The following is a 15,932-nucleotide window of genomic DNA, read 5'->3' as shown; positions in this document are numbered from 1 at the left end:
CAGCTCAATCGATTTGGGTCCTGATTCTGCTTGGTCTTCGACAGATCCAAACGAATCGCGTCCGATTCAAATTCGGCCGGTATTTGCTAAGCTTCCACCCACCCAAGCCCGCCCTTGGTTCCAGCGTTCTTCGTGTGACAGTTGTCACTCGTGATTCGCGAGGTGCCGATCGCATTCCGTGGTTCTCAGCGTCACCGCTCAGCCATTGTACCGGCTTGGATTTGCCGTCCCCTCATCCATGTTCGAACCGGAGAACTTGTCATGGCCTTGCTGCGAGAACCCACAGAACTTCAACGCGCCTTGAGTTGGGACCGGATGCTTGCCGCCACTCCGGAACAACGACAACGACTCCAAAACTATCTCTCGTTCCAATTGGCGCTGGCCGGGTTGATGCCTCCGGGCGAAGAAGACCAGGAACGTCCCGACGCCGCTTTCCCACGCGAAATGCTGGACAGTTTTCGCGAACGCAACGCGATCCTTCGGCAGCATCAGCCGCCCATTGATCACCGCATTGAATCGTTCTTGGCGACCTACTTTGCTGACGAAGTCGGCAGCGAACCGTTGACGCTTCCCAGTCGTTCGTTGAACCTCGACCGCCACGGGATGGCTCGCGAATTGAGTTTGCCGCTGGGTGGCAATTGTTTCGAGAATGACCAAGTCAAATCGTACCGCTGCTTCAACGGTGTCTTGAACAACCCGCGAGCCGACCGTCGCACCACGGCCGGAACGTTCCACGTGGTGGAGGGCGGATTGCCGATTCCAGGTGACAAACGCGTGGTCCCCAAGAACGTGTTTGTCAATCTGTTCCGCGCCGCCATGCAGCCCCCCGCTGCCGACATGGAACTGCCCTACACGCACAACTCACCCCATCCAGCTGAATCGTGGGTGTCGTTGATGCTGCGACCGCTGGTTGCCCCGGGCGTTCCCGGCTACAGCGAATCCAAGTCCATGGAAACTCGCTTCTTCGTTCCCGGCAACTACGTCAGCAATCTGGACTTTGTCGAATCGATCTTTGGCAACGCGGGGGATCCGTTGATCGCCGCTTGCGATGCGGGATTGGATGCCAAACACTGGAGCGGTCACACCGGGTGTGTGATTTTGGCGACTCACCTGACTCAACTGACGAAAAAAGAACTCGGGCTGCCGCACTACGATGACGCGACCGAACGTCAACGCCGGGACCGGATGTGCTGGCAATCCGAAACCGAACTCTACAACGACGGAGGTGCGTTCAAGGCCACCTGCCGCAACAGCGATGGCGTGATCGTGACTCTGATCGCAGACAACTACTACGGTTACTGCAAAAAAGAAGTCAAAACCCAACTCAGTTACGCCGCGAACCTGATGGGCAACGCCGAGGAAGAGCACTCGGGCGGAGCCATCGCGTTTGCTTCGTATTCGTTGGGCGATGAATTCCAAGTCAACAGCCGCCTGTACAACGGCCAAACCTTTGCCGACGTCGCGAAACGCTATGGCGATTTCATCGACGTTCAACCTGCGGGCTACGGCATCGACCGCACTCATCCGAGCGTGATCTACATTCCCGAAGACGCCCTGGCAACACTTCGCGAACGCTGCATTCGCTGGACCGATGTGACTGGCAGACAGCAATCCATCCCGTTGTCGCCGGATGAAATCTACATCGCGCCGAGCGGTTACAAAATCCAACTGCAAAAACACCCTTCGGCACCCAGCTGGCGATTGATCGGCACGGTCGGCGAAGGTGTCTTCTGCCACAAACCCTGCACGGTCAGTGGCGGCGGCAAGAGCGAAATCAGCAAGAGCCTGCGGGATTACATGCTGTACGGACCAATCTTCGTCAAAGATCACGACGTCGATTTCCAACTCGTCGACGACATCTTCTCGAAAGACTACGGCACACGCTGGTCTGATTCCTACACCGGACGCACCGACTACACCGAACGCGACAGCCGCAAGGTGCTTGATCCCAATCGCTCCCTGGGCAGCGTGATCAAGTTGCTGACCCCCAGCCCCGAATACAACGACGACTACAACGCGTGGCTGAAGAGCATTCCCGAGCACGTTTACGCTCTGGCATTGATCATCAAACGCTTCGCGGCCCCCGGCATGAGCGCCGATTGGCGAGAAACCTTTGGCGTCGACATCGTCAACGGCTCGCCGGGACACGAACTGAAAATGGGCAGCCGCCCGTTGGTGGGAACTTACCTGCGGGTGGGACTCGAAAACTCGCAGTGGCGGACCTTCAAACTCCGCCAGGACTTCATCGCTTCGTCCAAAGTTCAACGCGAAGATGACATTTCCGCCAGCATCGTTGTTCCCGCCGGCAGCATCGGTGACGTCGGATCCGCGGTCGCGGAAGCGACCAGCTACAAGTTCGTCGAGAACTGCGAATACCGTTTGTTCCAACGCCCCGACGATGCCATTCATCGTGGCTTGGACAAACAAACCGAAGCGGACTTGGCCGCACCGGGCAATTTCATCAGCAACTTTGAACCGCTGACCAGCAAGCAAGCACGCGACATCATGCGCGATGCAATCGAGTTCGACAAATTCACTGGCCCGATGGAAGAGTTGCTGCAAACCGCCGCCGAATCCGAAGACGGTTACGTCGTCAGCACCGCCAACCCGCGTTTGGTCGATGGCAAACCGACCAAGAACCCTCGCTACCTGCAGGATCGCCCTGACATGGCGTACCCTCGCGACACGTATGTGGCGATGCGAGGGATCCAGTTGCATCGCAGACTCGCTGCCGACGAAGCCGTGCTGACACCGGTTGGCGCCGTGCTGTCCGGCCGTCGCAACAATCCACCAGACGCCAAAGCTGGCATCCGTTCCTTGGCGGTTTACTCACCGCTTCACTACCAGGAACTTCCTGAATTGGTGATGGACTACGTTTGCTCGCTGACGGGCAAAAGCCCCAGCACAACCGGTGCAGGCAGCGAAGGCGCGTTGACGAAGGGCCCCTTCAACGCCCTGCATCCTGCAATCGATTTGAATGCTGTGATTGTGTCGATGATCCTCACCGACCTGGGCGGTTTCAGCACGCCAGCCGGCCATATCGGCCCCCACCTGGAAGTCGGACACGATATCTCACTGTTGATTCCCGAGGTCTGGTGCCGAATGACCGCCGAGGAACGCGATCCGGGCTGCATGATCGAAGCGGGAATGCTGGAAAAGGTCGAGGACTTCGACCATGACGGGAAAAAGATTCCCGCCAGCCGACTCGGCTATCGAATCACCGACAAGTTCGTCCGCACCTACTTGGCTCGCGTTTTCGACAACCCTTCGAAGGTCTTCCCCGAACCGATTTTGCGTCCTGAAAAACAGGACCAAGAATCGTTCGCCGATGGCGTGTTGCAAATCGCAGAAGCACAAGCTCGCGTGGCGCAACATTACCTGGAAGACTCCGGGTACGAGTTGGCTTGCCCACCCCTGCGTGCTGCCCTGGACATCATGGTGCATGGCAACCACAACGGAAAAACCATCGATGATCCCGAGGTCCGCCATCTCTTCACACGCGAATCCTTGATGAGCAGCGAGTGGTACCGCCGTCGCCTGGACGCCAAACAACAGCGTGACATCGCCCACTGGAAATCGTTGCAGCAAAGTTTGCAGACGTTCATCGAGGATCCCCTCAACGCGGATGCGACCGAACGCTTGAACATGAACGCTCAGTACGAATATGCCACCCAACAACGCCAATTGGCCGAGTCGGGAGACTATATTGCATCCTTGCAGGGAACTTTGGGCGTCGACCCAATGTCTCCCTCACCCAACGACCCTGTGATGCTGGACCGGTTGGCCAGCGTCTAGCCCGCCATCCCCGCCCGCTGAGTCAACGCATGTCCCGTCCTCGCCTGCTGATCCTGACTGCCGTCGCTTCCCTGTTTTCCGCCCTCTCGGTCACCCCGATCGCGATGGCGGATGACGCTCCCAAGAAACCGACGGCCGATGAAACGGGATTCGTTTCCCTGTTTGACGGCGAGTCGCTGGACGGCTGGAAGAAGTCGACCGAGAATCCAGACAGCTGGAAAGTCGTCGATGGGATGCTGGTTTGCGAAGGCGAGCGATGCCACCTGTTCTACACCGGTGAATTGGCTCCCCTGAAGAACTTTCACTTCAAAGCCGACTTGAAATTGATGCCTGGCAGCAACGCCGGCATTTACTTTCACACCAAGTATCAAGCAACCGACTGGCCCAAACACGGCTACGAATGCCAAGTCAACGTCAGCCACAAAGACCCCAAGAAAACCAGTTCGCTTTACGGGGTTGAGAATGTCGACGCGGAAACGTTGGCAGCCAACGGAATTCGCGACAACGAATGGTACACCCAAGAAATCATCGTTCGCGGCAAACACATTGAACTGAAAGTCAACGGAAAGACACTGGTGGACTACACCGAACCGAGCGAAAAAGAAGCGTTCTCGGATCGCTTCGAACGCCGGTTGGGCGAAGGCACGTTTGCCTTGCAAGCCCACGACCCACAAAGCAAAGCCTACTTCAAGAACCTGCGAGTCAAACCACTCGATGAGTAAATACAACGTGCTGATTGTCGGCTCTGGTGGACGTGAACATGCCCTGGCATGGAAAGTCAAACAGAGCCGACACGTGCAAACTGTTTTCGTTGCCCCCGGCAACGCTGGCACCGGAATGGATGCGACCAACGTCGATCTGGATCCCGCCGATCACGATGCCGTGATCCAATTTGCGAAAGAAAACCACGTCGGTTTGGTCATTGTCGGCCCCGAGGCGCCCTTGGTCGCTGGATTGGTCGATGCGTTGACCGACGCGGGACTGCGAGCATTCGGTCCCAGCAAAGCGGCAGCAGAACTGGAAGGCAGCAAAGTCTTCTGCAAAAACCTGCTGCGATCCGCCGATATCCCCACCGCGGACTATCGAACGTTCCGAAACGCTGATGACGCGTCGCGGTACATCAAGGATCGATTCAGCGAACCAACCGATCCAGTGAACGTCGTTGTCAAAGCCGATGGCCTGGCCGCCGGCAAAGGCGTCGTTGTTTGCGACACTCGCAGCGAAGCCCTGGAAGCGATTGATCGCATCGCGGCTCGCAAGGAGTTCGGTGCCGCCGGCAAAGAACTGATCATCGAAGAACGACTGACCGGTCCCGAGGTCAGCGTGCTGGCCATCACCGATGGCGAAACGATCGTCACCTTGCCACCGGCTCAAGACCACAAACCTGCCAACGATGGCGACACCGGCCCCAACACCGGTGGGATGGGAGCGTACTGTCCCGCGCCGGTTCTGGACGAAGAAACACTGGCCAAAGTCGAATCAAGCATTTTGGTCCCGATCGTGCACGCCATGAAGCGTTCACGCCGCCCATTCAAAGGCGTGTTGTACGCCGGATTGATGCTGACGCCCGCCGGACCCAAAGTCCTGGAATTCAATGTTCGCTTCGGTGACCCTGAATGCCAGCCGTTGTTGATGCGATTGAAGACGGACCTCGTCGAAGTCATGCAGGCCGTGGTGGATGGCAAGCTCGAAGAAACAGGCCCCCTGGAATTCGATCCACGACCTGCCATCTGCGTCGTCATGGCCAGCGAAGGTTACCCGGCTGATTACGAGAAAGGCCACGCGATCACAGGGATCGAAGCCGCTGATCAAATGAAAGATGTCAAAGTCTTCCATGCCGGCACTCAACGCGTCGATGGCGAAGTCGTCAACACGGGCGGACGTGTGCTGGGCGTGACCGCCATGGGCGATTCCATCAGCGCCGCCAAACTGCAGGCCTACAAAGCCGTGCGAGAAATTCGCTGGCAGGGCGCTTGGTGTCGCAAAGACATCAGTGACAAAGCCCTGGTCACCGCCGATAAAGCCTAGCGTTCCAAACGCAAAGCCGACGTCGTAGGCCGGATCAAGCCGCTTCGGCGCTGCTCCGGCAGTTGAGTTCCCCAACAATCAGTGATTGAGCAACCCAGGCGTGTCCTTCTGGGTGACACGGCGGAAGATGTCCTGCAACAGAATTTGTTCCAGCGTCGTGTCGCGGCCCAACGGAATCCAACCAAGCGTCTGCGGGTTGTCATCGAAGTCATCCACACGACTGGTTCGAGAACCATCGTGTCGTTGGCCTGCGGTGGTTTCGGTTGCGTACTGCGTCCGATCCGTGTCTTCCAAGTCCTTTTGGACAATGATCTCGACCGCGTACCCATTGGAGTGCGGCCGAACATGCACAATCGCTCGACGGCGAATGGACTGAAGCGTGCTCTGCAAACGTTCAAAGCCAGGGGAACTGTCTTTTCGCCAGGGTTCCAAGATGGATCCGCCGACCTTGTAGCTTGTTTCAAGTCGTCCTTCGAGAACGGCCCCCGGTTGATTGACCACCGGTTGCTCTCGAGAAATCCGAAAGACATCGTCGACGGAATCGACGACTTGCGACCACAGAAAATCAGCCGGAACGGGCGGCAGATCCAGCGGATTGGGAACGTACTGAGACGGAAAGTCGGTTCCGAGCCGATACGCGAGTTGACCGCATCCGGCCGACATCAATGCCAATCCACAAATGACCATCCACCGCACCCCAAAACCGGAATGTCGAGGCGAGATTCGGTTTCGAGAGACGTGCTGACTCCGAAGGGGGCGATGCCGTGCAGCGCAATCGGTCATGCCGTCTACCTTTGCATCGCCGGTCGAGCGGAAATCTGAGTCAACGGTTTTGCGCCTGGGAAGTCGTCTGGGTAGTACGACCAAACCGGAACACGTTGCCGTACTTCCACCATCACGCTTTGTTGGGCTGCGAGGACCTTCTGTTGACGAAGAATCTTTGAAATTTTGTCCTGCAGTTCCCCGACGGGTGACACACCGGCCTCCTCGCGTTCCAAGACTCGAATGATGTGGAATGCGTCGGTGTCTTCGATGATTTCACTCATCTTGCCAGTTGGCAACGAAAAGATTTGCTGGTCGAGAACGGTCGATGCCAAGGAACCTTGGTTGGTCCAGTCGTGCAGACCGCCTGAACTCGCAAACGGTTCTTCACTCTTCGCTTTCGCGACCGCTTGCATGCTGCCTCCGTACAACGCTTCGCGTCCCATATCAGAGATCGCTTTCATCGCGGCTTCGCGCGTCGGATGATTGCTGAACAGGACCGTCAACTGCTCCCAGCGAGCACGAGCCTTGTGCTCGTAATCCGAACGATGTTCTTGGTAGTACCCGACGATTTCTGCGAGCGAGATCGAGGGGTCTTTGTTGACCTTGCCGCGGATGTACAGGTGCCCGAGCATTTGATCCATGAATTCTCGTTGGCGAAGTGCCAGCGAAGAACCTTCCTTGCGAAGAAGCTCATCCAGCTCGGCGGTGGAATCCACCCCTGCCTTCTTTTTCAGGCCAGGCAACTCCGTTTCGAAGAACATCTGACGAGCCTTGGCGGCCATCGTCGCTTCCGCTTCCCGGCGTTTGTCAGCCGCTTGCGTGCCGACTTGATCGAGCAAGAATGCTTCGCGAAGCATCCGGGTTTGAATGGTTTGAGCCAGCAGGCTGCGCGTCATCCGCAACTTCACGTAGTGCAGTTCAGCCTCCGGCACTTCGGTTTTGGCCTGGGCGAGCATCCGGGCGAGTTCCGAATCAACCTTGGGTTTCAATTCGCCCAAGAGAACCCGTCCCTGTCCAACCACCGCCAACACCGTGGCCGGGTCCGTAGGAAGCGGCATGCTCTTCGCTGCTTCCACTTCTGCTCGGGAGGGCAACTGCGCATGCGCAGGCGGCAAAGCCATGACGGTCACCCCAATCACCAACGCAACCCAAGCGAAATAACGAGGGACGACGAGATGGCAGGGCGAAGGCATGGTGACCCCAATTCGCAACGGAAACAAATGGACAAGATCGGCTTGTAAAGAAACCGAAGCCACGTTGGCAACCGTGATTTGGTGACAATCAAGGGATGAGCCGCGGTTTTCCAATCACAAACCCCTGGTGACGCATTGCTGGCACCGTCCTCAACCGAAACAATGCGTGAAACACCTTCCGTGAAACAGCCCAGCCTCGATCGAACCAACGCCATGGATTATCGCCCCGTTCAACTCGACGACGCCCTGGAAAATGACCTGCGGCAATTGGTGCGTCTCTCAATCGCAGAAGACTTGGACATCGCCGTTGACTGGACCACCGTGGCGATGATCGCTCCCGAACGCCGCGGAGCATGCCAAATCGTCCCTCGTTGCACCGGAATCGCCGCTGGAATCGCGTTGGCGCCGTGGATCGTCGATGAGTTTGATGCCGACCTGAAAGTCGACGTTTTGATCCAAGAGGGTGCTCCGCTGGTTCCCGGCCAACCGATCGTGCGTTTATCCGGATCCGCCCGCGATTTGCTGACCAGCGAACGAGTTCTGCTCAACATTCTTTCGCGGCTGTGCGGGGTCGCAACGCTGACGGGGCAGTATGTGGACGCGATTGGCGAACATGCCGCCCGTCTGTATGACACTCGCAAAACCACCCCCGGTTGGCGTCGGCTGGAAAAGTACGCCGTTCGCTGCGGAGGCGGCCACAATCATCGAACCGGGCTCTACGACGGGTTCCTCATCAAAGACAACCACCTCGCACTGGGACGCAGCGAGAACGATCCGTCGTCGACGTTGACCGCTGGCGAAGCCGCCACCCGAGCGGTGGCGATGCGAGGAGCCAGCGTCAATCAGCTGGTGGCACCGTCGATGATCGAAATCGAAGTCGACACGCTGGAGCAGTTTGAACAAGTCGCCCTGACGGGCATCGATATCGTGCTGCTGGACAACTTTTCGCTGGACGACCTGCGTCGCGCCGTGGCACGGCGAGATGAGCTGGGTGTGGCGGTTGAACTGGAAGCATCGGGCAACGTCACGATTGATACGATCGGCAAGGTCGCTGCAACTGGTGTGGACCGAATCAGCAGTGGAGCTTTGACCCACCAAGCCACTTGGTTGGACCTGGGAATGGACTGGCTGGACGGGTTCGCAACCTAGTGTTGGGGAAATCAGGCCGTTGGTAGCGGTCATTCACTTCCTCTTTGTACACCGACCATGCCGTCACCTCACTCGGACGCCTCTTCCGCATCGTCGAACTCTGCGAATTCAGCTCAATCCGTTTCCATTTTGGGCAGTCGTCATTGGTACGATTTCGTTCAACCATGCCTGGATTCCGCCTCCATTTTGGCTTCCTTGGTGCTGGTCAAGTTCGCCGCGCGAGGCCATGTCGACGACGCTTCGTTCGCGATGGGGTTGATTGCCGTGATCGTGTTTTTCCTCAGCAGCCAGCTCACAGGACTGCAACGAGGTGACCGCCGTGGTTGCACGGACAGCGAAATCATTCGCGTCCTGGCGACTTGGACGCTGACGATCTTGGTCCTGGGAGTCCTCGCCTTTGCGACCCGCTACGGCCAATACTTCTCCCGCTCCGTGATTCTGTCATGGTGCGTGCTGTGCCCCGCCATGATCGGGCTGTCCCGAATGTGCTTGCGAATTGTGCAAGTTGGCATGCTGCGTCGCGGTGTCGGCACGCGGCGGGTCGCCATTGCAGGCTGCAACACACTCGGCCAACAAACGCACGCCAACATTGAATCGGACTCATCACTCGGCTTGCAATTCGCAGGCTTCTATGACGATCGCAACCTGACTCGCGATGCGAATGCTTCCAGTGAAGAGACGTCCGCTGAACATCGCTCTGAAGACGCCTCCCCGGCGACCGAAGAAGCGAGCACCTTGCAAGGCGACCTGAACGACTTGATCGCGGCGGCGCGTTCGGGCGAGATCGAAACCGTGCTGGTGACACTTCCGATGCGAGCCGAGAAACGGATCCGCTTTCTCTTGGATGAACTGAGCGATTCGACGGCGTCCGTCTACATTGTCCCCGACTTCTTCGTGTTCGAACTGCTGCATGCCCGCTGGACCCAAGTCGGTGGTTTGCCAGCCGTCAGCGTCACCGAATCACCGATGTTCGGCATCGATGGGGTCGCGAAACGCGCGGCGGATCTGATCCTCGCAACCGCGGGTCTGCTCGCCATTTCCGTTCCCATGCTGATCATCGCCGCGGCAGTCAAGCTGACTTCGCCTGGCCCGGTCTTCTTCCGCCAACGCCGGTATGGGCTGGACGGTCAAGAGATTCGGGTTTGGAAATTCCGCTCCATGACGACCTGCGACGACGGCGCCGTTGTCAAACAAGCCACCCACAACGATTCCCGCATCACCCCCTTGGGGGCAATCCTTCGGAAAACCAGTTTGGATGAGCTGCCGCAATTGTTCAACGTGATCGAAGGATCGATGTCGTTGGTCGGTCCGCGGCCTCACGCGTCCGCCCACAACGAACAATACCGCGGTTTGATCCGTGGATATATGATGCGGCACAAAGTCAAACCGGGAATCACCGGCTTGGCTCAAGTCAACGGCTGCCGCGGCGAAACAGAAACGGTCGACAAAATGGAACAACGGATTCATTTCGATCACCAATACATTCGCTCCTGGTCACTGTTGCTCGACATCCGAATTCTGTTCCGAACACTGCTCGTCGTTTGGAAACAACCCGAAGCCTACTGATTCAACTCCTCGCATCGATGTCAAATGTTCCCTTTGCTGCTCATCGATGGATACAACGTGATTGGGCCGGTGGCTCCACCGTCACGTGGTGCGTCCGCGAATTGGTTGCATGATGAACGTCAACTGTTGCTGAACCGGTTGTCGGAACATTTGACCGATCTCATTCGCCATCGGACGTGCGTGGTCTTTGACGCACGCAACCCGCCACATGGCGTGAGCGATCGAATGTCCTTCGCCGACATGGACGTTCGCTTCGCGGTCGGCTACCCGGAAGCCGATGATTTGATCGAAGAGATCATCTTCCAGCATCCAACGCCCAAGGCACTGACAGTGATCTCTTCTGATCAACGACTGCATGCGGCCGCCAAACGCAAGAAAGCGTTGGCACTCGATTCGGACGAATGGCTGGACGCTTTGCTGGAGGGCGAAATTCGAATGCTCAAATTCCCCAAGCCGACATCGAAACGAAAGTCAAAAAAGAAGCTCAGCAACCCAACTGATGAACGACCGGACGCCGCGCTGCCGAGCGGCCCCAACCTGGATGCGATGCTCGACACCGATGAACTTCAAAGGTGGCTGGAGCAGTACGGTTCTGACTGAGAGCGAGTCGAACGCAACTTCCGTCTCTTTCACTCTGTGTATGCTGTTGGCTTTTGTTGCCCGGCAACACTTTCTGATTTTTGCACTCTTGGCGGATTTGGCTCGAATGATTCTGTCGTTGACTCGTGGACTTGCTGTGTGCGGATGCCTCGCGATGGCATCCGTCTCTCCTTTGCTCGCCGATGGACCGGCTGACAACCAAGCAGAAAACGTACGTCCGATTCCACCACCCGGCATCGACCTCGATGCTGATGCACTGGACTCGCTGCATACCAAGTCAGCCATGGTTCGTGACCGCTGGCAACAACTGGTGGATGCGGCAGCCTCCCCCAAACCAAACTCCCCCGAAACGGCCCGGTTGAGGGACCTCGAACCCGAGGTCTTGGTGTTTCCACGGGCGGTCGAGATGTCCATCGAGCAATCGATTTTCTACACCCCGAAAGCATTGGCCGACGCGGAGCGATTGCTAAACATGGCCAACGATCGCATTGATCGAATCGCCGCGGGTGCCTCCTGGGCTGATGTGGTGGGACTGAATCTGAGTGACAAAAAGCAATTGATCGCCGGTGGCTATCGATCCAAGCTCGATGATTCGTTCCAGCCCTACGGTGTCGTGATTCCTGCCCATGTGAATGCTCGAGATGCGCTGCCAATCCGCATGGACATTTGGCTGCACGGCCGAGGCGAAAAATCGTCTGAGTTGGCGTTCTTGAACAAACACAGCAACGATCCGGAACGCTATCGGGCCGGCAACGAACCGATGCCCCAGTCCGCGATCGTGGCTCACCCCTATGGTCGCTACAGCAACGCGTTCAAGTTTGCAGGCGAAGTCGATGTCCTCGAACTACGTGACTACTTGCAACGACGCATCGCCATCGACGATCGCCGCGTTGCGATCCGAGGGTTTTCGATGGGCGGCGCAGGTTGCTGGCAGATCGCCACGCATTACGCGGACCAATTCTTCGCCGCCACGCCGGGGGCAGGTTTTTCGGAAACACCTTTGTTTCTCGAAGTCTTCCAGGGTGAAGACGCGGCCGGGACCGCCCCAACGCATCAGAAGACACTGTGGCAACTTTACGATTGCCCGCCCTGGGCGAGCAACCTGCGGAACTTGCCGACGATTGCCTACAGCGGCGAAATCGATCGGCAGAAACAGGCCGCCGACGTAATGGAATCAGCGTTATCAGAAAAAGGAATCGACTTGGTGCATTTGATCGGCCCTCAAACCGCTCACAAAATTCATCCCGATGCTCAGCAAGAAATTGCGAGAAGGCTGGATTTGATCGAACGACAGATTTCACCCGGCATTCCCCGCAACGTCCATTTGACAACGCTGACCTTGCGTTACTCAAAGATGCACTGGATCGAAGTCACCGGAATGCACCAGCACTGGTTGCCGACAACCATCGACGCATCCGTGCTGGCAAATCCAACTGGCAACGACGATCAGATCATGATCGAGTGTGAAAATGCGACTCGCTTGCGAGTGAACTTTGATGCCGGCCAATGGCCGGGGAAACCGTCCGGGCGCATCGGCGTGATGATCAACGGCAACGAAGTCGTTGATACCAAGACTGGTCCAGTGGTGGGCTCGGATCGATCGCTCACTGCTGAGTTCATGTTTGACGGAACGTGGAAAGTTGCTTCCGATGACGCAGCGTCTCTTCGCAAACGACCAGGTTTGCAGGGGCCCATCGACGATGCCTTCATGGATCGGTTTGTGTTTGTACTGCCGTCTGGGACATCCAATGATCCCGTCGTTGAACAATGGATCCAAGCAGAATCCAAGCACGCGATGGATCATTGGCGATTGCACTTCCGCGGTGACGTGCGTGTCGTCCAGGACACGGAAGTCGACGCGGCGATGATGGCAAAACAAAACGTGATTCTGTTTGGTGACGCCAGCAGCAATCAAGTCATCGCGAGGTTGCTACCCAAATTGCCGCTTCAGTGGACCAAGGACAAAATCAGCATCGACAAAAATCAGGTCAGCCATGGCGGTCATGTGCCCGTGATGATCTATCCCAACCCAGAGAGTCCGAATCACTACGTCGTGATCAACAGCGGGTTCACGTTTCGCGAGTACGACTATCTGAACAACGCCCGTCAGACACCTAAGTTGCCCGACTGGGCGTTCTTGGATGTCCGCGAAGGCTCGACCTCACGTGACCCTGGCAAGGTCGTCGCGGCGGGCTTCTTCGATGAAGCATGGCAACCGAAGTGATTCGACGCGGTGTGAGGGTTTGATGATCATCGAGTTTGAAACGCACGAAAAACCGCTCGTTCGAGGCCTCCGGATTGGCGTTCAAAACCCCAGTGAGTATGGTGACTGCCGTCCCCAGATTCACCTCCCAATGCCTGTCGGTTGACTCACGGTTTCTTCGTTGCACGTTCATTACACCTTCATCCGGTCTCCATCTCGCTACTGGATGGCGTTGGGATTGGTGATGCTTGCATGGGTGAGCGTCGGACTGCAGTGGGGTGAACATCACAGCCACCCGATCGCGGCACCAACCAATTCGATTCCACCTCCATTGGAATCCAATGCCTACCTAGCAGAATCATCCTTCGAGCCCGATTGCCACCACGCTATTCCGTGGCGTCGGGCGTTTCTTGCGAAAGGTTGTATTGAGTTCGGATTTGAAGATGGATGCCAGCCACGCGGCGATTGACTTCGGTCATTCGCTCTCGCACCGTTTCGACATGGCCATCCGGGAACTGAAGATCCAGGTCAACTTCCCACCCCACGTCGTGCCCCATTTTCGAGAGCAGCTCGACCAAATCTTCGGTGAAGCGTTTGCGTGCGAGCGAGCCATATTGCTCGCTCGCAAATGACATGATCTGCTCGGTTGAGATTCCATCGATTGACTGGAGTTGTGACCAATCGCCAGCCACACAAACCGTTGGCAGATCGTCCTTCCACCGCACGTTTGTGAACGGGGCGATCCGAGCATACTTCCCAGCGTTCACGGGTGGGTCCAACGCACTGACGACTTCCGCGTTGGACGATGCTTTGGAACTGGCATGGGTGACAAAAGAAAAGATAGCTGCAAACGCCAAGGCAGAAACAACCAGAAGCGTGATCAGGACGACGATTGCCGGACCTTCGAGTCGCTTCGAGTTCGTTCCCGTCAACGGTTGCTCTTTGTCTCGCTTGGAAGTGAGATACCAACGGCCGAAGAACATGATTTCGAACACAATCACGGCCATGACCACGGATTGAAAGAACACCGGACCGGCTTGATCGAATGCGAATCGGTAGCCGCTGTAGGCTGCGATCAAAGTCGGCAGGAGAATCATCGCCGCGATCCACCATGACGGTACGATTCGGTTCCAATTCTCGAACCATTCTGCCGCTCCGGGATTGCCCTCGATCTTCGGGTCGTTTTCAGACAACGACGAGACGAGTTCCACCAGTTCGTCGACCTCGGCGGCGTTACCAACATCGTCGCTTTCCAGCGATGTAACGATTCGCTGCAATTGTTCTTGCCGAGGCACCAACTGCTCTCGGACCGCATCTTGATTGAGCTGGTAAATGCGACGGTAGACGTAAAACAGAAACAATCCAAAGGGCGCCGCAATGAGAAGGCATCCCCACCCAGTGCCAGTGAGATTCCAGGCGAGATGGACGAAGAACGCCATCAGCGAAATCGTAAACGGCAGCAGGTACCACCAAAAAACGTTTCGCAACAGCCAAATCTGATGTTCGACCTGAGTGAGCGATTCCTTCGCATAGAACAACAGCGGTTGGCCAGGATCGCTTGACGCCTTGGGATGTCGCTTGCGATCGATCAGCATGAAGCCCGCAATCCAAAGCAACACCGGCACGGTCAACCACCACGACCACGGCAACGAAAAGCCGATCCCCAACACCAACCAAACCGGGATCAGCAACAACGACACGCCGACTTCACGGACATCCCGCCAAAAGATCATGGTGCGAAATTGATCGTCTGATTGCTGGACCTGTTGCGACAGCAACTCAGCATCGAACGTCACCTTCCACTGCGATGCATCCGCCTTCCAGGCATTCTGAAACTTATCAAGACTCATTGTGCTCGCCCTCCGCGACTTCGACGTTCAGCAACTTAGCGAGTGCCTTCTTTGCACGCCCGAGTCTCACTCCGACATTGCTCTCTGAAATCCCCAGCACGCTGGCCATTTCGCGATAGCTCAATTCGTCCAGGTACAGCAGCACCAAAGCGACGTCCGACTTGGGTAGCTGATGAATGGCCTTGTACAGTTGCTCCACCATTTCTCGTTGTTCGACTTGCTGACTGGAATCCGCTGACTCAGATGGCAGTGCTTGCACTTCGAGCAGCGGTTGCTGATGCGTCCTTCGCCGTTGATCATTGCGTCGCCAATTCATCGCGGCATGCAGTGCGACGCGATAGAACCATGTCGCCGGACTGGCTTGCCCGCGAAAACGAGGCAAAGAATGCCACGCTTGAAGCAAGATCTCTTGAGCGAGATCCTGGCTTTCTTCGCTGCCGAGCGTGTAGGCACGTGCCACCTGAATGACCGAAGCGTTGTGCTTCTCCAGCCAGTCAATGAATAGCGATTTGGCATCCTCTTCCAGCACAAGCGGACCTAAGCAGGTTGGCAGGAATGATCGGCTGCAACTATGTGAGCCGTTTGGGCGTCAGCCCGGTCTTCTCAAAGCTTGGTGACGACACGTTGTCTTTCGTTTCCATTCTTTTCAGTGGACTCGAATCGATATCCCGGTAGGGACTCAAGACGGTAGGCGGTGGTCGCTGCAACGCGGCGCACCAACGGAAAATGAGCCCCCAACACTCCGCATCCATGATGCGACGCCCCCGAACTTTTGCAGTCCAG

At 56.9% G+C, this 15,932-nt stretch carries 11 protein-coding genes; 7 read left to right on the top strand and 4 right to left on the bottom strand.

Annotated elements, in window-relative coordinates:
* Positions 1-261 precede the first annotated feature (261 nt).
* Genes PSR62_RS10350 through purD form a run of 3 tightly spaced genes read left to right on the top strand, consistent with a single transcriptional unit; the run spans position 262 to position 5,823 of the window.
* Positions 262-3,795 (top strand): hypothetical protein, encoded by a 3,534-nt coding sequence (locus PSR62_RS10350; RefSeq protein ID WP_274407679.1) that lies wholly within the window; start codon positions 262-264, stop codon positions 3,793-3,795.
* Positions 3,796-3,824: 29 nt separating this feature from the next.
* Positions 3,825-4,517: a 3-keto-disaccharide hydrolase gene (locus PSR62_RS10345; protein ID WP_274407678.1), complete on the top strand. Its 693-nt coding sequence runs from the start codon at positions 3,825-3,827 to the stop codon at positions 4,515-4,517.
* On the top strand, positions 4,510-5,823 hold the full coding sequence (gene purD, locus PSR62_RS10340) for a phosphoribosylamine--glycine ligase (RefSeq protein WP_274407677.1): 1,314 nt from the start codon (positions 4,510-4,512) through the stop codon (positions 5,821-5,823). Before PSR62_RS10345 ends, purD begins: the two co-directional genes overlap by 8 nt.
* A 78-nt stretch (positions 5,824-5,901) precedes the next feature.
* Here the strand turns inward: purD and PSR62_RS10335 are convergent, their stop codons facing one another.
* Together PSR62_RS10335 and PSR62_RS10330 are read right to left on the bottom strand one after the other, a co-directional pair.
* Positions 5,902-6,486, bottom strand: coding sequence for a hypothetical protein (locus PSR62_RS10335; RefSeq protein WP_274407676.1), 585 nt, complete (start codon positions 6,484-6,486; stop codon positions 5,902-5,904).
* A 125-nt stretch (positions 6,487-6,611) separates the two neighbouring features.
* The gene (locus tag PSR62_RS10330) at positions 6,612-7,781 is read right to left on the bottom strand and encodes a peptidylprolyl isomerase (protein ID WP_274407675.1); all 1,170 of its coding nucleotides are present in this window, start codon (positions 7,779-7,781) and stop codon (positions 6,612-6,614) included.
* A gap of 213 nt (positions 7,782-7,994) precedes the next feature.
* On the opposite strand from PSR62_RS10330, the gene nadC reads away from it, so the two are divergent.
* The 4 genes from nadC to PSR62_RS10310 all read left to right on the top strand — a co-directional run bounded on the left by nadC (position 7,995) and on the right by PSR62_RS10310 (position 13,320).
* Positions 7,995-8,930, top strand: a complete 936-nt coding sequence (gene nadC / locus PSR62_RS10325) for a carboxylating nicotinate-nucleotide diphosphorylase (protein WP_274408202.1) — start codon at positions 7,995-7,997, stop codon at positions 8,928-8,930.
* 57 nt (positions 8,931-8,987) lie between these two features.
* Positions 8,988-10,496, top strand: a complete 1,509-nt coding sequence (locus PSR62_RS10320) for an undecaprenyl-phosphate glucose phosphotransferase (protein WP_274407674.1) — start codon at positions 8,988-8,990, stop codon at positions 10,494-10,496.
* Between the two features lie 24 nt (positions 10,497-10,520).
* On the top strand, positions 10,521-11,096 hold the full coding sequence (locus tag PSR62_RS10315; protein WP_274407673.1) for an NYN domain-containing protein: 576 nt from the start codon (positions 10,521-10,523) through the stop codon (positions 11,094-11,096).
* Between the two features lie 154 nt (positions 11,097-11,250).
* Entirely contained in the window at positions 11,251-13,320 is a 2,070-nt protein-coding gene (locus PSR62_RS10310) for a prolyl oligopeptidase family serine peptidase (protein ID WP_274407672.1), read from the top strand.
* Between the two features lie 365 nt (positions 13,321-13,685).
* Here PSR62_RS10310 and PSR62_RS10305 read toward each other — a convergent pair whose 3' ends face one another.
* A complete protein-coding gene (locus tag PSR62_RS10305) occupies positions 13,686-15,149 on the bottom strand; it encodes a hypothetical protein (RefSeq protein ID WP_274407671.1) in 1,464 nt (487 codons plus the stop codon).
* Positions 15,139-15,678 carry an RNA polymerase sigma factor gene (locus PSR62_RS10300; protein WP_274407670.1) on the bottom strand — a complete coding sequence of 180 codons (540 nt, stop codon included), beginning with the start codon at positions 15,676-15,678 and terminating at the stop codon, positions 15,139-15,141. Before PSR62_RS10300 ends, PSR62_RS10305 begins: the two co-directional genes overlap by 11 nt.
* Positions 15,679-15,932: the final 254 nt, after the last annotated feature.

Origin of the sequence: Rhodopirellula sp. P2 (genome assembly GCF_028768465.1) — a bacterium.
Taxonomy (GTDB): domain Bacteria; phylum Planctomycetota; class Planctomycetia; order Pirellulales; family Pirellulaceae; genus Rhodopirellula.
The sequence above is the reverse complement of the archived record's forward strand: the minus strand, read 5'-3'. Positions and strand labels throughout refer to the sequence as shown.